This is a genomic window from Paenibacillus sp. FSL K6-2524, assembly GCF_038005525.1.
In the GTDB taxonomy this organism is placed as follows: Bacteria; Bacillota; Bacilli; order Paenibacillales; family Paenibacillaceae; genus Fontibacillus; species Fontibacillus anaericanus.
Genome location: NZ_JBBOSP010000001.1, coordinates 2,636,441 through 2,660,905, shown reverse-complemented (window position 1 = coordinate 2,660,905; position 24,465 = coordinate 2,636,441). Strand labels below are relative to the sequence as shown.

Genomic DNA, 24,465 nt, shown 5'->3' with positions numbered 1-24,465 from the left:
GTTATCAGTCACTCTATTTACTAACAAGCTTGTTAAGTATTTTAGTTGTTTGAGCATCGTCTACCTTAGTCATGGCTACTAAAATATTTGACCGGGTCGTGTCATCGACCGAATTTAATATTTTTAGCGCTTTATCCGGACTAATCTTGTAAGTTTGTAGAATCAGTGTTGCGGCGGAATCCGCCGACATGCTAGCAAATGTCCCGCTTAACTGTTGATCACTGAGGCCCGTGCTAACTTGTGTACTCGCCGCATCCGTTTCAGCGTCCTTCTTCAACCTTGACTGTAATGCAGCAATGGCTAGATCTTCTGAAGGTTGGACATCTTTGAGTTTAATAGAAATATCAGCTGCTTTTTGAGCGTCCATCTTCTCAAGAATAGCTACCTTACTTTCGTTATTCATCATACTGAGCATTTGAAGTGTCTCATCGGTCGTCAATTTTTCTAAAATAGCGGCCGCTTTCTTTGGGCTCATTTGCGCGTATAACTGCGAAAGCTTCTTAACCTCTTTCTGATAAGCAACTTGTTCATCAGCAAGTTCTTGATTAGCAGTTACCTGCTGATCCGCTTCTAACTCTGCTTGAAGATCCTTCAATTTACTCTCTTGCTCCACAACCTGAGCATTTGCTGCTTCAAGATCGGCTTCTTGCTTAGTTACTTGTTCTTTTAGCTGTTTAATCGTAGCATCCGTACTCGCTTGCTGTTTCTTATTATCTTCCTCTTTGTCCTTCGTAGTATCCTTTTTATCCGTTATCGCAACTTCAGGGTCAGGTACGAAATTTTTGATAATAGGTATTGAGTTCGCAAATTCCTGTAATGTTGCACGGAAAGGCATATTAAACAACGTCAGTAGAACGCCAAGCAAAACAACGGTAAACAGTATCGGTGTCACAAAGAATAAAAATCTTGAAAAACCACTTCCTGTTTCATAATCTTCTTCCAATTCTGTCTGTGCCATCCTATCCCCTCCTTCGCAAGCCCATTCTTATCGCCCGCTACAGCTTTAACGGGCTCTCATGGCAAACCGGACCGTAGCCATCTCGTCCAGTTCGTTTTGTTCCCGAAGAAGCATTTTGTGCTGAAATTTGTCTTGTTCCTTCTCTTTTGCCTTTAACCATACTTTCTCGTCTAGCATTTTACTGTTCAAGAAACTTTTTTTGTTCTCAACATGGATCTCAGCACGTTTTACATCTCTTAATTTGCTTGTAATACATTGCTCAAGATAATCCACATACCGTTGTAGCTCTTGTAGCTTAATTACGGAGGCTTTGTTCTCCATCTCCGATTGAATCACGCTAAAAGTAGCTCTCTTGTCCTCGAACAACCTATCTAATGATCTTTGCTCCGATTGCAAATGACCCACGGCTGCAGAAAGCATCCACTCTGCCTGAGTCTTCTCATTCGATTTCAAATCTACTACTTTTTGATAAACATAACGGAACCTCATTCTTTAAGGGTCAGCTCCTCGCAAATTCAGAAATCAAACGTTCTTGTACTTCTGTTAACGTTACTTTCTCATTCACTTTCTGTTTCGAGAAATCCCAAATGCTATGTATATAACTGATCGCTTCATCAATCTCAGCATTGGAACCTTGTTGATACGCTCCAATGTTAATCAAGTCCTCCGAGTCCTTATACACCGCGAGTAAACGTTTCAAGTTATCCGCTGCATCACTTTGCTCTTCCGTTACGATATCTTTCATCACACGGCTTATGCTTGCCAATATATCAATCGCCGGAAAATGTCCTTTGTTCGCTATATTTCGATTCAACACAATATGACCGTCTAGAATCCCCCGTACCGCATCGGCAATCGGTTCATTCATGTCGTCACCGTCGACAAGTACAGTGTAGAAAGCTGTAATCGAGCCCGTGGGCCCTGTTCCTGCTCGTTCCATTAACTTCGGTAATGCCGCGAACACCGAAGGGGTATAACCACGCATAGCAGGAGGTTCACCAACAGCTAGTCCCACTTCCCGTAGTGCCATCGCATATCTAGTGACGGAGTCCATCATCAGCATGACATTTAATCCTCGGTCACGGAAATACTCTGCGATACTAGTCGCAATTAGTGCTCCTTTTATCCGGATCAATGCTGGTTGATCCGAAGTTGCAACAATGACTACGGAACGCTCCAAACCTTCCGGCCCAAGATCGCGCTCAATAAAGTCAAGCACCTCACGACCACGTTCACCAACCAACGCGATGACGTTCACATCCGCCGCAGTGTTACGAGCGATCATCCCCATCAAAGTACTCTTACCTACACCTGAACCAGCAAAGATTCCGACACGCTGTCCTTTACCGATCGTAAGTAGACCGTCTATGGCCCTAACTCCTATACTTATCGGCTCAGCCACACGCGGCCGGTTCAACGGGTTCATCGGTTTGTTATAAGTAGAATAGTGATTCATACGCGATGGGATGATGGAACCATCTAGTGGTTGTCCAAGCCCATCGAGTACTTTACCTAGCAATTCCGATCCTACCTGAACGCTTAGAGGTTTACCTGTTCCAACCACATCACATCCAGGCCCAATCGCATGCAACTCTCCAAGGGGCATCAACAGCACTTTATTGTCACGGAATCCAACAACTTCGGCCTGAAGCGGCTGTGAAGATTTGCTAGGATAAATGTAACAAACATCACCTATACTAGCGTCCGGACCCTCTGACTCAACCATCAGCCCAATCACCTGCGTCACTTTCCCATTAATCCGTACAGGATCCAACTGCTTAAGGTGATCAATATATCGCTCCGGATCAATTCTCGTCATGTTGATGTCCTCGATCCTCAACCTGCAACGATATACGTAACAGTTCCTTTTTTATCTCCGACAATTGTGTATCCACTCTAGCATCCACACTACCAAACGATGATCGGATAACGCAGCCACGGTCCTTCACTGTAGGATCCGGTAAAATCTGCAATTCAGCCTGTGAGTCGATGGCTAAACTTAGTTCTTCTCTAGCCGCTTGAACAAAAGCAAAATGTGATGGTGAAACACAAAGCGTAAGAAGGCCCTGCTCACGTTTACGAGAAAGATTTCCCTTAATTAACTCCAGCGTGTACTCCGGTTCTAAATCCAGTTGCTTATCAATGATCTTCTCCGCAATAGCGCAGCTAAGCTCAACCAGAAAGGGCTCTGCTTCTTGAATGATTCGGCCTTTCTCGATATGCGCCTCTTCCAGCACAGCAGTCGCCTCGGCCATCATTACATTGATTTTGTTTTGTAACGTTTGTTCCGCCTGGACTTTGCCTTCTTCATACCCTTGACTGAAGCCTTCAGATTTGAGCGCTTCGATCAAATCTTCGTCCTGTACTCTTCGCTCTTGCCACCACGTCTCAATTTGCTCCTTAGCCTCAGCGAGCAAACGCTCGCTTTGTTCTGAAGCTTCTCTCACTTGACGTTCAGCAAAATCTTTGGCATCACTCAGCATTTGCCGTCTTGTTTCTTCAGCGGCCAAATCTTCGACCGTGACCGCAACCTCGGCAATGGCCGTTGATTCATCATCTAATTTTTGTTCATCAGGGGACAGGTAAGTCTTGCCCAAATTGAGTTGTTTCAGAATGTCCACCGGAACGTACTGGGACACCTTGATCAAATTAGACAATGATGTCATCTCCTCCGCCGCGTGCAATTATGATCTCTCCAGCCTCTTCCAATCTGCGGATTGTTGCTACGATACGTGTCTGAGCTTCTTCCACATCACGAAGCCGCACAGGTCCCATATATTCCATTTCTTCTTTGAAGGTCTCCGCCATCCGTTTAGACATATTGCGGAAGACTGCTTCGCGAACTTCTTCACTAGCCACTTTAAGCGCAAGTTGCAAATCTGCATTCTCAATATCACGGATAATCCGTTGAATATATCGATTATCCAAGTTAACAATATCTTCAAAGACAAACATGCGTTTCTTGATTTCTTCAGCCAACTCAGGATCCTGAATTTCCAAGGAATCGAGAATCGTTCGTTCTGTACCTCGGTCGACGCCATTCAGAATTTGAACAATCGACTCGAGTCCGCCAGCACTTGTATAATCCTGAGTTACTGTAGCAGACAATTTCTGTTCCAGCACCCGCTCCACTTGAGAAATAACTTCTGGAGACGTACTGTCCATCATCGCTATTCTTCTCGCTACTTCAGCTTGTTTATCTTGAGGGAGCGAGGACAAAATAATAGCCGCTTGTTCAAATTGAAGGTAAGACAGGACAAGAGCGATCGTCTGAGCATTCTCGTTCTGTATAAAGTTGAGAATCTGGTTAGGATCCGCTTTACGTGCAAAATCGAAAGGTCTAACCTGTAACGTTGCAGTCAAGCGATTAATAATGTCGAATGCCTTGGATACACCAAGTGCTTTCTCCAAAATTTCTTTGGCATAGTTAATGCCGCCTTGCGTGATATATTCTTGAGCGAGACAAATCTGGTGAAACTCCGCCATGATCATCTCTTTCTCGCTAGCGTCCACTTTTCGAACATTGGCGATTTCCAACGTTAACTGTTCAATCTCCTCATCGCGTAGATGTTTGAAGATTTCTGCTGAGACCTCTGGACCTAGTGTAATTAACAAGATCGCGGCTTTCTGTTTTCCGCTTAAACCTTGAGACGTTGCTACTTTCGACATTGCTATCACCTCTATTCCTCAGACAACCAGGTACGAAGCAAGTTGACGAATTCATCAGGTTTCTTCTTCGCCAGCGTTTCCAGTTGTTTGCGCACTTGGTTTTCGTTTGTAACACTTTCGAAGTTAATGGAAGGAAACTCTGAAAGAAGTGGTTGTGCAATTGCTTCTTCTTCAAACTCTTCCTTGTTCTTCCGACGACGGAACACCAGCATTCCAATACCTGCTCCGGCAAGAAGTATAGCTGCGCCAACTCCCCATAACCATGGGTTAGACAAACTCAATACGCTTTTATTCACGACATCACTATGAAAAGGTTGTGAGAAAACAGCAACTTTTTTAAGTAATTCAGCGTCTGTATATGTAGAACCTGAGTCAGCTAAGTATGAACCAACGATATTGCTAAGAATATTCTCAATTGCCGTTTGTGTAGTAGGATCTAAAGTTGCTTGTCCTAAAGGTGGTTCAACGGCCACATTAATGGTTAAATCTTTAATAACATATGGACTGGCCACAATATCTCTCGTAATTCGGTTAACCTCGTAATTAATTGTCGAGGACGATTTATCAGAAGTTGAACCGCCCTGTGTATCCGTTGTTGGATATCCCGGTACATCCTGGGTTCCAGTTCCCGGAACACCACCACTAGCATCACCTTCGCCAGTGTAACTTTCTTGGAGTTTCTGGGCACTAATTTCGATACCCTTCATATTCTCCAAGTCAACAGGAGTAACAAGATTATCTTTTTCACTGATTTGGTCGAAATTCAATTTCGATGCTACAAGCACTTCGATTTTATCTGGACCTGTCAGTTTGGATAGGAATTGTTTAACACTTTGTCGTACATCGCTCTCAAATTTTTTCTGCAGAGCCATATTCTCCTGTACTGCAGTTGTTAGCGAACCAGCTTGTCCGCCTCCTTGACCTGTTGGTAACAGAACAGTGTCATCACTAGCAGATATAGATATATTCTCTACAGGCAAGTTAGGAACAGATGTCTTCACCAGATTGAAGTAGCCATCAACTGCTTCCTGCGTGATTCGATAGCCTGGTTTGAACTTAATTACTATAGAGGCTGATGCTTTCTCCTGCTCTTCTACAGTTGCGAAAACGTTCTCTGAAGGAAGATTAATCAACACCTTCGCCTCGCTGACTCCCTGCATCCGTCCAAGTAACTGTTCGACTTCACCATTTAGAGCACTTTTGTATTTAACGTTGAACTCATTATCAGTTGTTCCAATCAATGATGAGCTTTCGTTAAATATCCCCCAACCGATCGAACCATTTTGAACGATCCCTTGAGATCCAACATCTACCTTAACACGAGCTGATTGTTTGCTCGGAACTGAAATACTTGTTCCATCAGGTCCTAATTTGTAAGGAACTCCACCAGTTTCGAGGTAGTTAATGATACCTGCAGCATCTGCAGAGTCCAAATTCGTAAAGGCTACTTCATACTCCGTCTTGGAGAATTGAACCGTCAGTAGGATTACTGCGATAAGTATAAATGCAAGCGATGATATCAAGAGCGTTCTCTGTTTTTTGCTAAAATTGTTCCAGTACCCGGTTATTCTCCCCAGATACTGGGTGATTCTCTCATTCACATTTTCACCTCATTCGAAGCTGCTATAGTCTATTAAATTTGCGTACGCATAATCTCTTGATAAGCTTCTATCACTTTATTTCGGACTTGCGTAGTAAGCTGCAAACTTAACAAGGCTTGCTCCGAAGCGATCATTACCTGTTCGATGTTGACTTGGCCTAGCTGAAATTGCCCATTTAATGCTTCTACATTTTTCTCTTGAGCGGCTACGCCATCTAGTGCATCGCTCAAATAAGAACTGAATCCCTTTATCGTCTCGGCTGGAGTTGGAGACGAAGATTTATTAAGTTGAGCAACTCCGTCTAGCGGCTTAATAGCATTAAAATTGATCGCTTGAATCAACAGACAACACCCCTATCAAAGTTATAGTATCTATTTCCCTATTTGTAATGCTTTTGTTATCATCGCTTTTGTGGCATTCAGTGCTGTCACGTTAGCATCATAAGAACGAGTTGCTGAAATCATATCTACCATTTCTTTTAATGTGTCGACATTAGGCATATAAACATAACCTTGGCTGTCTGCATCTGGATGAGTTGGATTATAAACCGGCTTGAATGCAGATGTATCATCTTCGATCGACGTTATCTTGACCCCTTGGCCAATTTGCCCTGAATTCATTGCAGCACCCAATGCACTGCTGAAGCTTTGTTGCTTAGGCTCCATAACTACTACCTTACGGCGATACGGTACCGCCTTGCCATCTACCACACTCGCTCTAGTTGTCTCCGCATTCGCGATGTTCGAGGAGATGACGTCCATTCTTAGACGTTGTGCAGTTAATGCAGAGGAACTGATATTGAAGCTATTACTAATATTCAATGCAATGATCTCCTCTCAATACAGTATTTTTACTTAGAAATTGCTGTTTGTTTCATCTTGATTTGATAATTAAGTAGTTCTATGTACGAGTTATATCGAAGCTGATTCTCAGCTAGCAAACTCATTTCACTATCAATGTCCACATTATTCAAGTTATTGTTCATCGATGTGGTCTCATCTGTGATCACCTGAGAATCAGGAATACTGCTGTTTGAAGGCCCTATGACAAAATGCCTAGGATTTGTCGTTCTACCACGTAGTGTTGGCATCTCGTTATTCATTTCATCTTGTAATAAACTCTCAAAAGATACGGATGAACGTTTAAAGTAGGGGGTATCCTCATTCGCAATGTTATTTGAAATAACACTCTGCCTAATATTAGCAGCGTCAATTGCGGCTTCAAGCCTTTGGAATCCCACACCACTCAGTATTTGCATTTACATCTCCCCCAATGTTTTCCCAAAATTGCCATCTCCACTTATTCAACAAAACAAGCCATAGTTCCTCTTTTATTCGACAAAAATTTCTTTTTTTTATTTCCACAAAGGTAAGTCTGTTGAAAAAAACACATTAATGTCGTATATCCTAAGTTTCTAGCAGATTCGACATTATTACAATAAGAAAAAAGCCCTATCTTTAAAAATCCTAATGAAATTCCATTCATTTTAAGTAAATATTTGGTTAAATTCTTTATAAAAAAATCAGATATTTTTAGGAAAGAAAATACAAAGGCCGTTAGACCAATTTCTATAGGTCTAACGGCCTTATTTTTTTGTACTGTGATTTTTCTAACAAGTCCCAATCTACAATATGAACTGGCTTAAGTCCCTGTCTTTAGCGATATCGCCTAACTTTTCACGCACATATTCCGGGGTGATAACCATGCTATCAAGCGTAAGCTCCGGCGCTTCAAATGATAAGTCCTCTAACAATTTTTCAAGGATTGTATGAAGTCTTCTCGCACCGATATTCTCCGTATTACTATTTACAGTGGCTGCAATTCCAGCGATCTCCCGTATTGCTTCCGTTGTGAATTGGATATCAATATTCTCGGTCCGCAGCAACTCAGTATATTGCTTAGTTAACGCATTCTTTGGCTCCGTAAGAATCGAAACAAAGTCATCTAGAGATAAGCTACTAAGTTCAACCCGAATCGGAAACCGCCCTTGGAGCTCCGGAATCAAATCGGAAGGCTTAGCAACATGGAAAGCACCTGCGGCGATAAACAAAATATAATCCGTCTTAACCGGTCCATATTTCGTCATCACGGTTGAGCCTTCAACAATAGGTAATATGTCGCGCTGTACCCCTTCACGTGATACATCCGGACCAGAACCTTGCCCCTTGCTGGCTACCTTATCTATTTCGTCGATAAAAATAATCCCCGACTGTTCAACCCGCTTCACTGCTTCTTGAGTTAGATCTTCTTGATCAATCAATTTTGCAGCTTCTTCTTGAGTGAGCACTTTCCGTGCTTCTTTGACACTAAGCTTGCGCTTCTTAGTACGACGTGGAAGTAGGCTGCCGAACATTTCTTGCATGTTCATGCCGAGTTGATCGTTACCTTGACCAGCAAACATGTCCATCATACTAGGTGCATTATCCTCGACTTCGACTTCTATCACATCATCCTCAAGTTGACCAGATAGTAATTTAAACCGAACTTGACGACGACGTTCGGTCAAGCTACTATCTTCTTCAGCCTCGTCATGTGTTGGAGTCGTAGTATTTTGATTATTGCCAAACAACATCTCAAAGGGATTTCGCCCGCTCTTTGACTTGCTATCCGAAGGAACAAGAATATGCACCAATCTTTCATTAGCCAGTTCTTCCGCCTTATCTTTTACATTCTCCGTACGTTCCAACTTAACAGATCTGATAGCAGTTTCAATCAGATCACGTACCATGGATTCGACATCTCTTCCAACGTAACCGACTTCGGTAAACTTAGTAGCCTCCACCTTAATGAACGGGGCCCCAACAAGCTTGGCGAGTCGACGGGCAATTTCTGTTTTACCAACCCCAGTTGGACCAATCATCAATATGTTCTTCGGTACGATCTCATCTCGTACATCTTCGCTTAAGAGACTACGTCGATACCGATTACGTAGTGCAACAGCGACTGATTTCTTGGCCTGCTTCTGTCCTACAATGTACTTATCTAATTCAGCAACAATTTGTCTCGGTGTTAAATTTTCGTTTGTCATGAGACGTCCCTCCTGAAAGGTTTATTGATTGAGATAAATTCTTTACTCTCTTTCACGCAATTAGAAACGGCTTCGTTGTCTTTATAAGTACGAGCTCGAGAAAATTAAGTTGCAATTACTTTGCAATCCCTCATTCAAAAAAAGTCCGGAAACCCGGACGGTCGATTGATAATCCCAGTCTACGCGAAAACAGTAATCGCTAGGTAGGAGCTTTATATCATAATTCTTCAACAATAATATTACTGTTAGTGTACACACAGAGCTCAGAGGCAACTTGTAGAGACTCACGGGCAATATCCTTAGCTTCTAGATGCACAGCATGACGTTTAAGAGCTCTAGCTGCTGAGAGGGCGAAATTCCCCCCTGAGCCTATTGCCAACAGATCATCATCAGGCTCAATGACCTCTCCTCCGCCGGAAATGAGCAACATACCAGAATGATCCATAACGATCAGTAGTGCTTCTAGCTTACGCAGTACCCGATCCTGTCTCCAATCTTTAGCAAGCTCCACTGCAGCTCTCTGCAGATTCCCATGATGCTCTTCTAGTTTCCCTTCAAACTTCTCAAACAACGTAATTGCATCACCCACTGAACCCGCAAAACCGGCAATAACTTGACCCCGGTACAATCTACGAACTTTCTTGGCTGTCTGCTTCATCACAACGCTTTCACCAAAGGTAACCTGCCCATCACCGGCAATCGCACCTTTGCCATTATGACGAACCGCACAAATCGTAGTGGCATGAAAAGTTGGAATCATAGAACATCGCTTCCTTCCATCTCTTGTATACTCTTAATCATATTCTATATTTAGAGAACCATTCAAATCAAATTGCTACGCGCGATAAAAGCAGACATACTATCCAACGCACGATGAGCAAGCGCTTCTTTCTTTTCTGCTTTCTTACGGTAGCGAGTATCTAGGTTAGGAAATAATCCAAAATTCGCATTCATTGGTTGAAAATTCTCAAAGTCGGCAGTAGTTATATATCTTGCCATACTTCCAAGCGTTGTATCCTCAGGGAAAACGATCCCTTCTTCTCCTAATGCAACCCGTGCTGCATTAATCCCTGCCACCAGACCAGAAGCCGCAGATTCTACATAGCCTTCAACACCGGTCATCTGACCAGCAAAAAACAGCTTAGGTTGACTCTTCAACTGATAAGTCGGCATTAACAATTTCGGCGAATTAAGGAACGTGTTACGGTGCATGACACCATACCGTACAAATTCAGCTTTTTCCAATCCAGGAATCATGGAGAAGACGCGGCTCTGTTCCCCCCATTTGAGGTGAGTCTGGAACCCAACCAAATTATATAACGTTGCTGCCGCATTGTCTTGACGAAGCTGAACGACAGCATGCGGAATTTTCCCTGTGCGTGGATCAGGTAAGCCTACCGGTTTCATCGGACCAAACAGCGCCGTTTGTTTTCCTCTGCGCATCATGATCTCGATCGGCATGCAGCCTTCAAAATAAACTTCTTTCTCAAATTCTTTGAGTTGAGCTACCTCAGCAGTGATGAGTGCTTCATAAAAAGCATCGAATTCTTCCTCATTCATCGGGCAGTTGAGGTATGCCGCTTCTCCTTTATCATAACGAGAAGCAAGATATACTTTATCCATATCGATAGATTCTTTGTCCACAATCGGAGCAGCGGCATCATAGAAGTAGAAATAATCCTGACCTGTTAGCCGTTGAATCTGTTCTGATAATGCAGGAGAAGTTAATGGACCCGTAGCGATGATGACAATTCCATCATGTGGGATTTCTCTGATCTCCTCTTTCACTACGGTAACCAGGGGATGCTCATGCAACATGCGGGTAATTTCACCTGAGAAGCCGTCGCGATCCACCGCAAGCGCACCACCTGCAGGTACGGCGTTGCGATCTGCCGCACCAAGCACGAGCGAATTCAGCATGCGCATTTCTTCTTTAAGTACACCAACTGCATTAGTTAAGCCATTCGCCCGCAGAGAATTACTGCAGACGAGTTCAGCAAATTTATCGGTATGATGCGCTGGGGTTTTTACAACCGGACGCATTTCATATAATGTCACAGGAATCCCTCGGCTCACAAGTTGCCAGGTAGCTTCGCTCCCCGCCAGACCAGCACCGATAACGGTAACCTTATTTATTGAATCTGTCATAATGAATAACCCCCAGTTGTAGTTTTTTATTCGTCGGAGGCGTCGTCGTTCTCTTCAATAAGCTCCACATGATCGCAGGCCGTACATTGTAACTTAGCGCCCTTCTTATTCCGCTTCTCTATAAGCATTGATTCGCATTTTGGACATGGCTTCGTTGAAGGTCTATCCCAAGATACAAAGTCACATTCAGGATAACGGTCACAACCATAGAAGACTCTACCCTTCTTACTACGACGCTCTACCACATGCCCGTCACTACATTTAGGACAAGGTACCCCAATATCCTTAATGATCGGCTTGGTATTCCGACAGTCCGGAAACCCTGAACAAGCTAGAAACTTACCAAAGCGTCCTAGTTTATAAACGAGATGTCGTCCACATTTCTCACAAATCTCGTCTGAAACCTCGTCCTCAATTTCAATTTCCTTCATTTCTTCTTCCGCAACCTCAAGTCGCTTTTCAAACGTTTCGTAGAAATCACTCAGGACCTTGACCCAATCCTCAGAACCCTCTTCCACATGGTCGAGATTTCCTTCCATGTTAGCAGTGAACTCAGCATTGAGAATTTCTGGGAAGAATTGTTCCATTTGCTCAATGACTAATTCACCAAGCTCTGTTGGCATAAACTTCTTCTCTTCTATTGCTACATAACCACGTTTCTGGATCGTCTCCAAAGTAGGGGCATACGTACTCGGACGACCTATTCCTAGCTCCTCCAACGTCTTCACCAGACGAGCCTCCGTATATCTTGGTGACGGTTGAGTGAAATGCTGCTTCGGATCAATAGCCTCAGTCTTGAGTTTATCTCCACTTTTTAGTGGTGGCAGGAATTTATCTTCATCCGTCGTTCCGTCGTCATTACCTTCTACGTAAACCTTCATAAACCCCGGAAAACGAATTTTGGAGCCAACCGCACGAAACGTCGTTTCTTCAGCTGCGATGTCAACGGATAAAGTATCAAGTATAGCTGAGGACATCTGACTAGCCATAAAACGTTCCCAGATGAGCTTGTATAAACGGAACTGGTCACGAGTAGTAACCGCCTTAACCGAATCAGGATCACGCAAAGCCGAAGTCGGACGTATAGCCTCATGCGCTTCCTGAGCATTAGCAGCTTTCTTAGAATATTGACGAGGTGTTTCTGGGGCATAGGTTTCACCGTATTTACCTACGATGAATTCCTTAGCTTCTTCTTGGGCAGAGACTGCAATCCGCGTCGAATCCGTACGCATATAAGTAATTAGACCGACCGTGCCTTCTTTCCCAAGATCCACACCTTCATATAATTGCTGAGCAACGGACATCGTCTTAGCCGCACGGAAGTTTAGCTTGCGAGCTGCCTCTTGTTGCAGTGAACTCGTAGTAAACGGTGCTGCTGGATGCCGGAGACGTTCCTTTTCTTTCACATTCGTTACATTAAACTTAGCGCCCTCAATCGACTTCAGAATTTCGTTAACCTGAGCTTCGTTTGTGAGCTCCAACTTTTCACCCTTATAATGATGAAACTTAGCTTCGAAAATAGATTCCTTAATTTTGAGCTTAGCTGTTATACTCCAATACTCTTCTGGAACGAACTCTGAAATTTCATTCTCCCGATCAAGGATGATCTTAACTGCTACCGATTGCACGCGACCGGCAGATAGACCCTTCTTAACCTTCTTCCAGAGCAACGGACTAATTTTGTAACCAACAAGACGATCTAATATCCGTCTGGCTTGTTGAGCATTAACAAGATCCATGTTGATTTTACGTGGAGTCTTGAATGCATCCTTAACGGCTTCTTTGGTAATTTCATTAAACACAACACGGCATGTTTCTGTCTCATCCATATCAAGCGCATGAGCCAGATGCCAAGCAATTGCCTCACCTTCACGGTCCGGGTCAGCTGCTAGATATATTTTCTTAACCTTTTTACTAGCATCTTTTAATTCCTTTAATATAGAACCCTTCCCACGGATAGTAATATACTTTGGATTGAAGTCATTTTCCACCTCAACCCCAATTTGACTCTTGGGCAAATCGCGAACATGACCCATGGAGGCTTTCACGATGAATTTGCTTCCTAGGTATTTACCTATCGTTTTCGCCTTGGCAGGCGATTCTACGATGACGAGAGAATCCGCCACTGGTTCATCCTCCTCTCAAACATATCAGATGTATTTATCTAAATATCATATAACCAAATTATTACGCAACTCTCAGTTGGAATGAACTATATTAGTTTATAAACAGAACCGGGTAGTTGAACCACCGCTTTTTTCATGATTAAAGATAACAGAACTGAATGTAAAAGTCCAAAATCCCATGCCGATAAATTCATCAGCTCATCAAAATTACGGATTCCCTGCTCCAACATATGGTATATGCGCTGCTCCTCATCTGTCAACTTGCAATCTGCCATACCGTCACTCGTATCTTCTTTCCCCCCTGACCAAAGACCATATTCTTCTAAAATATCTCTTGGTTCCGTTACGATTTTGGCACCTTGCTTAAGTAATTCAAGACTTCCTCGGCTTTTTGGAGAAGTAATTGGCCCTGGAACAGCGAAAACATCACGGTTTGCCTCAAGCGCGCGATCAGCAGTAATTAGGGAACCACTCCGTGAATCGGCTTCAACAATGACAGTTCCGCGAGATATCCCGGCAATGATTCGGTTTCGTTGTGGGAATAAACCTGGATGGCTCGCAGTACCCATAGGATATTGAGATAGAATCAGTCCATTTTCTGCAATTCGTTGGTATAAGGCTGTATGTTCAGATGGATAGGCAATGTCGATGGCTGTACCAAGTACAGCTATTGTGGATCCACCACAGTTCAGCGCGGCTTCATGACACACGCCATCAATTCCCCTAGCCATCCCACTCACAATGGTAACGCTATGAGCACAGAGCTCCGTAACAAGCATCTCACCAACCTTACGTCCATATGCGGTCGGAACACGAGTGCCTACCATCGCAATAGATAGCGTGGATAACAGTCTTATATTACCTTTAGCATACAGAATCCAGGGAGGTTGATCTGTTTCCTTCATTAGTATTGGGTATTCGTCATCAAAATAAGTAATCACTTGGATCCCCTTCTTACTCATCCTATCTAATCGCTCCTGAACCCAATGAGCAGTAAAACGTGTCGCCATCGTCTGTGCTAATTCCGCACTTAACCCCCTCTGCATCCAATCCTCAGGACTGAAATCAAAAGCATTCACCCAATCATCATCCCTAGTTAATATATTTGAAATTTTCTTCCACCCTAAACCTGGACTATCATCTAAACCTGCTAATATCCATTTCTTCTCCACTTCGTGTTCCTCCATTCATTCACATGGTTATATTGCACAATCAAAAATCCTATTTTGTAAAAAAAATCCTTTAAAAAACAAAAAAAGCAACCTTCTGGCCCGAATGGACCCAGAAGGTTGCTTACCTTTGCTTCATTATATCAGTCTTCTATTACTGTGTCGTGCACAAATTAAGGATTCCCCGCTCTTCAAGTACGCTAACTAGAGTAGAGCCCATCTCTGATGGTGTTGGAGCTACTCTAATTCCACATGATTCCAATTTTTTGATTTTCTCTTCGGCAGTTCCTTTGCCTCCTGAGATGATAGCACCTGCATGCCCCATCCTTTTACCCGGAGGTGCGGTTACACCACCAATAAATCCTACCACTGGTTTCGTCATGTTATCACGAATCCAATCAGCCGCCTCTTCTTCGGCTGTTCCCCCGATTTCTCCGATCATAATGACAGCCTTTGTTGCGTCATCTTCATTAAAACGACGTAGGATATCAATAAACTCCGAGCCTTTGACCGGATCACCACCGATACCAATCGCAGAGGACTGACCAATTCCGCGCGTAGTTAACTGATGAACCGCTTCATACGTTAGCGTTCCACTTCGCGATACTACGCCTACATGACCTGGTAAATGAATGTAACCAGGCATGATCCCTATCTTGCATTCTCCTGGTGTAATAACACCCGGACAGTTAGGCCCAATTAGAACTGTTTGCTTACCTTCCATATAACGCTTCACCCTAACCATATCTAACACCGGAATTCCTTCCGTGATACAAATGACAAGGTCGAACTCCGCTTCTACCGCTTCCAGTATAGAATCTGCAGCAAAGGCGGGAGGAACATAAATAACACTTGCGGTAGCTCCCGTCTTCTCTTTCGCTTCGCGCACGGTATTAAAAACAGGTAAACTAACTGTCTTGCCATTTTCTAGCGCAATATCAACTACAGTGCCACCTTTGCCCGGCGAAGTTCCGCCAACCATTTGTGTGCCGTAATCCAGGGCGCCCTTGGCGTGAAACAGTGCGGTTTTTCCTGTAATCCCCTGGGTGATGACTTTTGTATTTTTATCGACCAAAATACTCATGATAAGAGCCTCCACTTCATGGTTAAGGTGATTATATTATGACTGCCTAGACTGCCTCTACGAGAGATACGATCTTCTGGGCTCCATCAGCCATCGAATCTGCTGAAACAATAGCTAGACCTGAACCTGCTAGAATTCGCTTGCCGAATTCGACATTTGTACCTTCCAGCCTGACAACTAAAGGACGATCCAACCCAACTTGCTGAGCAGCTTCCACAATACCAGACGCAATCACGTCACATTTCATAATTCCTCCAAAAATGTTGACGAATATCCCTTTTACTTTAGCATCAGATAAGATGATCTTAAAAGCTTCTGTCACCTTCTCAGCCGTTGCACCGCCCCCTACATCTAGGAAGTTAGCCGGGTCGCCTCCATAGTATTTAATAATATCCATGGTTGCCATCGCTAGACCAGCCCCGTTAACCATGCATCCGATATTACCGTCCAAGGCGATATAGCTCAAATCGAACTTGGAAGCTTCAATCTCTTTCTCATCTTCTTCTTCTAAATCACGAAGCTCCAATATATCCTTATGACGGAACAAAGCATTGGAATCGAAATTCAGTTTTGCGTCCAGCGCCATAATGTCGCCGTCCCCTGTTACGACAAGTGGATTAATTTCAGCAATCGAACAATCCTTATCCACAAACGCTTCGTATAATGCCAACATAAACTTTGCAGCTTTGTTCACAAGTTCATTCGGAATATGAATAGCGTAAGCTAATCTACGAGCCTGATAGGCCTGAAGACCTATAGCAGGATCAATCACTTCTTTAAATATTTTCTCAGGTGTAGCTGCGGCAACCTCTTCAATCTCCGTTCCGCCCTCTTCCGAAGCCATCAGAACAACACAGCCAGTTCCCCTATCTACTACAATACCTACATAGTACTCTTTCTTGATGTCACATCCCTGCTCAACGAGCAGACGTTTAACTTGTTTGCCTTCTGGGCCCGTCTGATGTGTCACGAGCACCTTGCCTAGGATTTCCTCGGCATAGCTGCGTACTTCATCCAGATTTTTAGCCACTTTGACGCCACCGGCTTTTCCCCGGCCCCCAGCGTGAATCTGTGCCTTAACTACCACTACCGGGCTTCCCAACGCTACCGCTGCTTCCACAGCTTCATCCACCGTAAATGCTACTTGTCCTTTTGGTACGGCAACTCCATACTGCTTCAGTACTTCTTTTCCTTGATATTCGTGGATATTCATGATTATAATCCTCCGATCAACAGGCGGTTTTAGGGATAAATGATGAAACTCAGATCATTGTATCATGTTTTTAAAACGCTTTCCTTAAAAAGTTCATGATTTATACACAACTTTTTTGTATCATTCTCATCTAATATTGAGATCAATTCCTAACATCAGATGAAACTATTCATTTGTAGTAACCTTAGCATATCTATCAGCACTCCCTTTTAACTCCTGCAAATTTAAAATTCAACTCCAACTTCACCTTCATTTACATTCCTAGTTACTATATCTATTTGAGATGAATCGCTCATAAATTGTCTTATTATGACGAAATTAAATATTGTGAATTTTCCTCTTGCATTTTATTTCTACTTTAGAATTAACTCTGTTATTTTGGCTCAAAACCAAAAACAGCGGTTGGCAGACCCAATAGCGGGAAGCAACGTTATGTTTGGGAGGATGTTACCTTCACTGTTAAAGGAGCTGCAACTATCATTCTACTCTTGACTTTTAAGAGACAAAAACCTAGAATACGGTCAAAGACAATACTCATGAGGAAGCACCTCTGTATCTCTCGTTCGGTGAGTTCTAAATCACTATGAGCAGAATCAGAAGAAGGGGTGTTTTTTTGTTATGTATGGAAGATTATACAGTGCGTGTTTATATGGTATTGATGGGGTAATGATTGAAGTTGAAGTAGACTTGTCGAGTGGCATTCCCCAGACGAGTATCGTAGGATTACCAGATTCAGCTGTGAGAGAAGCCGTGGATAGAGTGCGAGCAGCCGTCAAAAATTGTGGGTATACTTTTCCCTTGCAACGGGTCACGATCAACCTAGCACCTGCTGATCTCCGGAAAGAGGGCTCAGCCTTCGACTTGGCAATAGCACTTGGTATTCTTGCTACTAGTGATCAAGTCATTCTTCCGCCCAGCGAACGACTTCTTATTATTGGGGAACTATCTCTCGATGGAGCATTACGTCCAGTTCGTGGTGTATTGCCGATGGTAGATCATGCTTTTCGCCAGGGGATTAACTCTGTGCTCTTGCCAGCTGACAATGCAGAAGAGGCATTGCTCATTGAGGGTATGAAGGTCTATGGACTACGACATTTAAATGATCTTCCGCCTTTACTTACTAACCAAACAACTCAAAAGATGTCCCCGCTTGTTCTAGATTCACTAGCCCATCTTGAAATCAACAGGACAAAGCATCCTCGTCCTTTCACGTGTGTAGAGGAATCTATTGAGGATTACAGTGATGTCCTTGGACAGCGCCATGTCAAAAGGGCTCTAACCATCGCTGCAGCTGGCATGCATAACATCATGCTGATTGGTCCACCAGGCACTGGAAAAACGATGCTCATCCGTCGGCTACCTTCTATTCTCCCCCCGCTCTCGCAAGAGGAATCACTCGAGGTCACCAAGATTTATAGCTCCGCAGGGAAATTCAAAGGATCCGAGAGTGGATTGATCACACGTCGTCCTTTTCGCTCACCTCATCATACGATTTCTGCTGGCGGGTTGATTGGTGGTGGGGGTATTCCAAAGCCCGGTGAGGTTAGTCTTGCCCATCAAGGTGTGTTGTTCCTAGACGAGTTGCCTGAATTTTCGCGAAATGTTCTCGAAGTGTTGCGTCAGCCGCTAGAGGAGCATAAGGTTACGATAAGCCGTTCACGGGCATCTTTTACCTTTCCAGCCCATTTTTTACTTGCTTCTTCATTAAATCCGTGTCCGTGCGGTTACTTGGGTTCAGAACCCCCGCTGCCTATGTGTACATGTAGCCCTTTTCGTATTGCTCAATACCGCGAACGCATCTCGGGTCCTCTATTAGATCGAATCGACATGCATGTAGAAGTTCCTCGCCCTGCCGATTGGCAGAACGATAGCAACCCGCTTACCAGTGCTGAAATGAGAAGCGAAGTATATGCAGCCGGAGAAATTCAATTGCAGCGATACAAAGGCCAGCCCTTCTCGCATAACAGCGAGTTATCTGGAAGCACACTCCGTAAATTTGCCAATCTGAGCCGGGAAGCAGAATTACTATTGAAATCATCCTTTGAAGCGCTGGGACTCAGCATGCGAGCCTACGACCGAATCATCAAACTATCCCGAACGATTGCTGACCTTGAAGGGAAGGACTTCATTGCAACGAATCATATAGCTGAGGCGATCCAATATCGTCAGCTTGATCGACGAAACAGGGATTTGGTGTAAGTGTAGGGGCAGGGGCAAGTTCATTCCATAAACATAGGCGGGTTTAATTCGGACCAAAAACATATTCAGCGCTGTATGGAAACAGTAGATGGTATAGATCGAAGTATAATTTAATCATCGTATATTGACTATTTACTATTAATAAAAGTCCGCTAAAATGCTGCAATAATATGTTCTAAGGTTAAGCTGTCATCTCGTTCAAAAGTAATAGCCATTACGTCAAAACGTATGTTAGCGTTACTTTTCCGAACACTATGTAAATACACGGCCGTGGTATCACGGACCTGCTTCATTTTACGAACCGTTATGGATTCAGACGGCGTGCCAAAAGACGACGCATAACTACTGCGGCTACGAACTTCCACAATAACTATTACGTCATCTTGTAGGGCGATTAGATCAATCTCACCAGAACGGCAACGCCAGTTTCTCTCAACGATCTCATATCCTTGAGCGATTAAGTAATCCGCCGCTGCTTGCTCGGCTAATTGCCCTCTGGCTTTGCGTCCATCTGGTATTGATGCATGCTTAAAATCATCCCTCACGAGACGCCCTTCTTTCCGCAAATTTGTCGGAACGATAGATGAAACTGAGGATTTCAGCTACCAAAGAATACAACTCAGGTGGAATTTGTTGATCCAAATCGAGCTTAGAGAGCACTTCAACTAGAGCGGGATCCTCTTGTACTGGAATCCCATGCTCCTTTGCCTTCTCCATGATCCTCTCCGCTAAAAGCCCACGACCCTTAGCGATAACAACAGGAGCTTCACTCTTCGAGGGCTCATATCTCAAAGCCACAGCTCTTTTGAAAGCGAGGGAACGTTCTTCCTTGTGCTCGCTCATACCCGGTAGTCCACCCCTTTATAAGGAGTCGGTGTATAAGAAACCGACAAACCTAATTCGCTTCCTACACTTTCTTCACTATCAGGCTGAATTAACGGTTCTGCTTTCATCGAAAGCAAACGATAGCCCGTGGCTTCAAGTGCACCCTCAATTTCGTCTTGTCTTGATTCAAGAAAGGCGCCGGTAGCTTCATGTTCACTGTATATTTTCAATAGAACCTTCTTATCAGCCACTTGTACATCGACCATAATTTGTCCCAATGCTTTCATTTGCAGGTCAAACCACAGCCGACAATTAGCAGGATCCATTTCCCCTTTATGGCCACGTCTCGATTCAATATGAACGGAAGCGGTTTGCTGTCCATCCGGTCCAAAAAAGGGCAGGAACATGGTCACTTGAGCAAAGGGCGAGGTTCGGTCTGTATTAAGAAGTAATTGCTGTCCAGTCAACTGATGAATCAATTGACGTGCTGCTTCTTGCAAGGGAGCTGGTATATCATCCGCTGCAGCAATCTGCAGCAGGAGTCCCTTCAGCGTCTCTTTGGCTGCACCTGTGCTTGCCACGACATCCGGCGCATTATCTAGTAGCGCCGGATTCAAAGCCGCTGTAGTGGCTGCGGCTTTGTCTGCACCGCCAAGCGGGAGCGTGGCGGCTGGCGTGTTTGGTGCCGCCACGCCATCGTCTGTGGCGGCGGCAGTGGCCCCGCCGGGCGCATTCGCGCCCCCGGCGGTGGCTTGAGGCGCCGCGCCTGCGGCAAGCGGCGCTGACCCCGTCGCCGGCGCGCTAGGCGCAGCCGCGCGCAGCGACTGCTGCTCGTGCTCCGCACCGAGCAGCTTCAGCACGCGTCCCACCCACGGCTCCGCCTCCGTGGTGGGACGCGTGCTTGGTGAAGCGGCCAACTGGCCCGCTTCACCTGGCGCCGCAGGCGCTGGTGCTGCCGCTGCTGCGCTGGCAGCGGCCTGGCTGCTTCCCGCCGGGGAATTCCCGGCGGCAGCACTACCTGCCGGACCCGTTGCTTGCGGGTCCGCCCCAGATCTTGTCATTCCAGCCTGCGGGTTTGTCATGTCTGCCTGCGAGTTCGCCCCCGGCTTTATTATTCCCGCTCCCTTTAGATCCGCACCAGATCTAGCTAAAGCTTCCTGTGGAACAGCCGCACGTAATTCAAGCAATACATTCTGTAATTTCACTAATAAACTTTCAGCGCTCTTCTCCCCACCTAACGCACCTTGAAGAAACAATGCATTTGCGCCAGCTGTTGATGAAGCATTCATTGAAGCACCATTAGCACCTGTAGCTGTCGCCGCTTTAGCCGAGGACGCTTCAGCTGAAATATTATTTTGAGTGAGCAGATTATCCCCATTCGGAGCTGTCAATGTATTCCCTACAGCTCCACGCCCTCCTGCTACATCTGCTTTTGCACCATTCATTACATCCTGACGTAATAAATTAGCTATCCCTTCTTCAAGGGAAGATAACAACTCATGAAGTGGTGGTCCAAATACTGCCTGATGCAATCCTGCCACGGTCTCTCCCGTTATAGGTAATCCTCTGCCATTAGCAATGCCTGCAGCTTGAATCCATTCCGAAAGTGGAACCTCCACCGGCTTGTGTACTAACGTCTGTAGAACTTGCGAGACACTCTCTTTCGTTAACGGTAACCCGTTAGCCTGCATCTGACTTATCATTTCCCGGTTAGAAGCGGTATTCTCCAGACCCAGCGTCTTCAGAACCTCACCTAAAGAAGTCGCCGACATTTGCGTCCCAGAAAGTGACCCCATCGGTTTCAGGACCGTCAATCCTTCTTCACTTGGTTGTTGTACTTGAAGTAGCGTCGTCTGTCCAGGTTGCAGCGGGGTTTCCAATGTTGCGTGAAGCTTCACACCCTGAACTTGAATAACCGCCTCCTGGCCGTCGTCAGAAACACTTAGCACGGTACCCCTAACGACTTGACCTGTCTTTAATTCCAAAGTCTTTGGTGTCCCAGCCTTGGTATCTCCCACCAGGCTACGGACCAGTGGTCCAATATTCATCAACTCACCCCTCACAGACAGATTTATATGAAAACCCGCCTTAACAATGGCGGGCTCTTAGAACAAAGTTTGCTCCTGAAGAAATAAATTAGTTAAAAAGCTTTTGCGATGCATAGGCGTCGCCCCAAAAGCTAAGATTTGTTCGCGATGTAACTTCGTAGCATACCCCTTATGTATGGCGATTCCATACTCTGGATAAAGCGCGTCCCATTCTCCTTCGCAAAGTCGATCCCTCGTTACTTTAGCGACTATCGAAGCGGCTGCAATCGATTGACTGTTTGCATCTCCTTTAATTACAGACAACTGTGGAATTTTCACATCCACCTTCTCTGCATCAATTAGCAAAAAATCAGGAGTAACCTTAAGTTGTTCTACTGCCTGCTTCATTGCCAGCCTTGCCGCTTGCTTGATATTGATTCGGTCTATCATTTCTGAGTCTACTAGCCCAACCCCCACTGCCAGGGCATGCTCCATAATCATATCGTATAATAAATCGCGTTTCTTCGGGCTTAATTTCTTAGAATCATTTACACCTTCTAGTATAAGACCCTCTGGCAAAATAACCGCAGCGGCTACAACATCTCCGAACAGGCATCCTCGCCCCACCTCATCAATACCAGCTATATTTGAATATAAGGGCCAATACTCCCTCTCATAAGTCAGCAAATCACTCATAGTTCCTCCTAAAAGTTTTGTTAGCTTTACTTCAATGATTCATCTTCGTACAAAACTTACATCGTAAGCATCCACTAGTTTTGTTAGCTTTACTTCAATGATTCATCTTCGTACAAAACTTACATCGTAAGCATTCGCTTAGTTTTGTTAGCTTTACTTCAACGACTCTTCTACGTACAAAACTTACTTCGTAAGTATTGGTATACCAAAAACCTCTTTAAATCTTACTTATCTTGAACAAAATTATCAAGTGGTAGAGTTCTTGTCTATAACCCTATTATCGGCATAACACCTTTATTCTTATAGAGTTTATCTTGATTAACTGAAACATTGGCATAACAGATGCGGTGAAAATGATTAAAAGGAATTTCTCCATCTAATATGAATTATTTCCTACCAAAAGTGACTTAACTGGAATATCTCCATCAAAATTAGTCTCTTTCATGAAAATGAGATGGAGATGGTTCAATTAACTGGAGCTATTCCATTTAATTGAAGAAAAAAATGGTTTCTTTAGCAATTTAGCAGTAGTAATTCCATCTAGATGAAATCTAGATGAAATTTCGATCAAATATTGAATATAGAATCTTCACCTTCGTAGATGCCGGATATGATCAACAGCTTTCAAACCGAATTTAAACAGCGCGCACCGATAAAATATCGACGCGCGCTGAATTTTTTTGATTGCCCCGTCTACTACAGCGGGAACATTCTTTAAGTTTGAATTAGCAGTAATATAATCGATGATAAACTGAGACAAGTACTAATTAACCAAAGAATCATGACTGTTTGCCGATGCGTCAATCCTGCGCGGAGTAACCGGTAATGCACTTGACTTGCATCTGCCACATAAATCGATTTTCCTTGTGAAAAACGCTTGATGATAACAAACAAATTATCAAAAATCGGAACACCTAGCGCAAGAACAGGAATAAACAGCGATAATACCGTGGCTTGCTTGAATGCTCCGTCCAGCGCGATAACAGCTAATATAAAACCGACAAACGTTGCCCCTGCATCACCCATAAAAATTTTTGCAGGTGCCTTGTTATATCGCAAGTAGGCAAGGGTTACACCGACGAGAATAATGGCCATAATCGCTGAATTTGATTGCCCTTTGGTTATGGCTACGATGAATAGCGTAATCGCCGAAATTGCAGAGAGCCCCCCAGCTAGTCCATCCAAACCATCTGAGAAATTTATAACCGTAGTTACACCGAAAATCCACAATATAGTTAATAAAAACTGTAATATCCCGGGAAGAAGTACATATTCGCCTGAAAATGGGTTAACAAATCCCGTAAATGAAATACCCGAAGCATATACAACTACTGCTGCCATAATTTGAACTACCAGTTTGGGAAGAGCCGGAAAATCTTTGCCTTTCGTCTTGTACCAGTCGTCAAGAGTACCAATAATGAGCAACATCATTCCACCAATAAATATAGCTAACGTTTCCATATTAAACTCTCTACCAATGATTAAATACGTAACAAAAAAACCAATAAAAATAACATAACTCGCTGTAAGTGGGATCGGTTCACGATGCAGCTTGCGCTCTACATCCTTCCGCGGCTTATCTACGAAATCAATCCGAAATGCCAATTTAGCAAAAGGTGGAATAAGTATATATACAATAAGAAACGACAACACGAACGAAATTAAATATAAAATAATAACACCCCATCATATATAATCAACACGATTATACATTCTCCTGAG

23 protein-coding genes are annotated in these 24,465 nt (G+C 44.0%); 1 reads left to right on the top strand and 22 read right to left on the bottom strand.

Annotated elements, in window-relative coordinates; translation table 11 throughout:
- Nucleotides 1-13: 13 nt before the first annotated feature.
- The 17 genes from NST85_RS11945 to sucC all read right to left on the bottom strand — a co-directional run bounded on the left by NST85_RS11945 (nt 14) and on the right by sucC (nt 16,996).
- On the bottom strand, nt 14-958 hold the full coding sequence (locus NST85_RS11945; RefSeq protein WP_307399823.1) for a MotE family protein: 945 nt from the start codon (nt 956-958) through the stop codon (nt 14-16).
- Nucleotides 959-1,003: 45 nt separating this feature from the next.
- Entirely contained in the window at nt 1,004-1,447 is a 444-nt protein-coding gene (gene fliJ, locus NST85_RS11940) for a flagellar export protein FliJ (protein WP_341189409.1), read from the bottom strand.
- Between the two features lie 10 nt (nt 1,448-1,457).
- Complete coding sequence (gene fliI, locus NST85_RS11935) at nt 1,458-2,777, bottom strand: flagellar protein export ATPase FliI (protein WP_127191787.1); 1,320 nt, start codon at nt 2,775-2,777, stop codon at nt 1,458-1,460.
- Entirely contained in the window at nt 2,764-3,615 is an 852-nt protein-coding gene (locus NST85_RS11930; protein WP_341189408.1) for a FliH/SctL family protein, read from the bottom strand. The genes fliI and NST85_RS11930 overlap by 14 nt, the downstream gene beginning before the upstream one ends.
- Entirely contained in the window at nt 3,608-4,627 is a 1,020-nt protein-coding gene (fliG, locus tag NST85_RS11925) for a flagellar motor switch protein FliG (protein WP_127191789.1), read from the bottom strand. Before fliG ends, NST85_RS11930 begins: the two co-directional genes overlap by 8 nt.
- A gap of 11 nt (nt 4,628-4,638) precedes the next feature.
- Nucleotides 4,639-6,228, bottom strand: coding sequence for a flagellar basal-body MS-ring/collar protein FliF (gene fliF / locus NST85_RS11920; RefSeq protein WP_127191790.1), 1,590 nt, complete (start codon nt 6,226-6,228; stop codon nt 4,639-4,641).
- 32 nt (nt 6,229-6,260) lie between these two features.
- Complete coding sequence (gene fliE / locus NST85_RS11915) at nt 6,261-6,569, bottom strand: flagellar hook-basal body complex protein FliE (protein WP_127191791.1); 309 nt, start codon at nt 6,567-6,569, stop codon at nt 6,261-6,263.
- Nucleotides 6,570-6,599: 30 nt separating this feature from the next.
- A complete protein-coding gene (gene flgC, locus NST85_RS11910; protein ID WP_127191792.1) occupies nt 6,600-7,049 on the bottom strand; it encodes a flagellar basal body rod protein FlgC in 450 nt (149 codons plus the stop codon).
- Nucleotides 7,050-7,078: 29 nt separating this feature from the next.
- Nucleotides 7,079-7,486, bottom strand: a complete 408-nt coding sequence (gene flgB / locus NST85_RS11905; protein WP_341189407.1) for a flagellar basal body rod protein FlgB — start codon at nt 7,484-7,486, stop codon at nt 7,079-7,081.
- A 41-nt stretch (nt 7,487-7,527) separates the two neighbouring features.
- On the bottom strand, nt 7,528-7,851 hold the full coding sequence (locus tag NST85_RS11900; RefSeq protein ID WP_341189406.1) for a hypothetical protein: 324 nt from the start codon (nt 7,849-7,851) through the stop codon (nt 7,528-7,530).
- A 1-nt stretch (nt 7,852) separates the two neighbouring features.
- The gene (gene hslU / locus NST85_RS11895) at nt 7,853-9,256 is read right to left on the bottom strand and encodes an ATP-dependent protease ATPase subunit HslU (protein WP_127191794.1); all 1,404 of its coding nucleotides are present in this window, start codon (nt 9,254-9,256) and stop codon (nt 7,853-7,855) included.
- Nucleotides 9,257-9,473: 217 nt separating this feature from the next.
- A complete protein-coding gene (gene hslV / locus NST85_RS11890; protein ID WP_127191795.1) occupies nt 9,474-10,016 on the bottom strand; it encodes an ATP-dependent protease subunit HslV in 543 nt (180 codons plus the stop codon).
- A 62-nt stretch (nt 10,017-10,078) separates the two neighbouring features.
- Nucleotides 10,079-11,404, bottom strand: a complete 1,326-nt coding sequence (gene trmFO / locus NST85_RS11885; protein WP_341189405.1) for a methylenetetrahydrofolate--tRNA-(uracil(54)-C(5))-methyltransferase (FADH(2)-oxidizing) TrmFO — start codon at nt 11,402-11,404, stop codon at nt 10,079-10,081.
- Nucleotides 11,405-11,430: 26 nt separating this feature from the next.
- Complete coding sequence (gene topA, locus NST85_RS11880; RefSeq protein WP_341189404.1) at nt 11,431-13,530, bottom strand: type I DNA topoisomerase; 2,100 nt, start codon at nt 13,528-13,530, stop codon at nt 11,431-11,433.
- A gap of 86 nt (nt 13,531-13,616) precedes the next feature.
- Complete coding sequence (gene dprA / locus NST85_RS11875; RefSeq protein WP_341189403.1) at nt 13,617-14,702, bottom strand: DNA-processing protein DprA; 1,086 nt, start codon at nt 14,700-14,702, stop codon at nt 13,617-13,619.
- Between the two features lie 151 nt (nt 14,703-14,853).
- Complete coding sequence (gene sucD / locus NST85_RS11870; RefSeq protein ID WP_341189402.1) at nt 14,854-15,783, bottom strand: succinate--CoA ligase subunit alpha; 930 nt, start codon at nt 15,781-15,783, stop codon at nt 14,854-14,856.
- 46 nt (nt 15,784-15,829) lie between these two features.
- On the bottom strand, nt 15,830-16,996 hold the full coding sequence (sucC, locus tag NST85_RS11865) for an ADP-forming succinate--CoA ligase subunit beta (protein ID WP_127191800.1): 1,167 nt from the start codon (nt 16,994-16,996) through the stop codon (nt 15,830-15,832).
- A gap of 618 nt (nt 16,997-17,614) precedes the next feature.
- Here sucC and NST85_RS11860 point away from each other — a divergent pair.
- Nucleotides 17,615-19,195, top strand: a complete 1,581-nt coding sequence (locus NST85_RS11860) for a YifB family Mg chelatase-like AAA ATPase (protein ID WP_341189401.1) — start codon at nt 17,615-17,617, stop codon at nt 19,193-19,195.
- A 152-nt stretch (nt 19,196-19,347) separates the two neighbouring features.
- Here the strand turns inward: NST85_RS11860 and NST85_RS11855 are convergent, their stop codons facing one another.
- The 5 genes from NST85_RS11855 to NST85_RS11835 form a co-directional block, all read right to left on the bottom strand.
- Entirely contained in the window at nt 19,348-19,740 is a 393-nt protein-coding gene (locus NST85_RS11855; RefSeq protein WP_341189400.1) for a YraN family protein, read from the bottom strand.
- Nucleotides 19,730-20,038, bottom strand: a complete 309-nt coding sequence (locus NST85_RS11850; RefSeq protein WP_127191802.1) for an EscU/YscU/HrcU family type III secretion system export apparatus switch protein — start codon at nt 20,036-20,038, stop codon at nt 19,730-19,732. Before NST85_RS11850 ends, NST85_RS11855 begins: the two co-directional genes overlap by 11 nt.
- The gene (locus NST85_RS11845) at nt 20,035-22,068 is read right to left on the bottom strand and encodes a flagellar hook-length control protein FliK (protein WP_341189399.1); all 2,034 of its coding nucleotides are present in this window, start codon (nt 22,066-22,068) and stop codon (nt 20,035-20,037) included. The genes NST85_RS11850 and NST85_RS11845 overlap by 4 nt, the downstream gene beginning before the upstream one ends.
- A gap of 57 nt (nt 22,069-22,125) precedes the next feature.
- On the bottom strand, nt 22,126-22,743 hold the full coding sequence (locus NST85_RS11840) for a ribonuclease HII (protein WP_127191804.1): 618 nt from the start codon (nt 22,741-22,743) through the stop codon (nt 22,126-22,128).
- A gap of 714 nt (nt 22,744-23,457) precedes the next feature.
- A complete protein-coding gene (locus NST85_RS11835; RefSeq protein WP_370877744.1) occupies nt 23,458-24,396 on the bottom strand; it encodes an MraY family glycosyltransferase in 939 nt (312 codons plus the stop codon).
- Between the last annotated feature and the right edge of the window lie 69 nt (nt 24,397-24,465).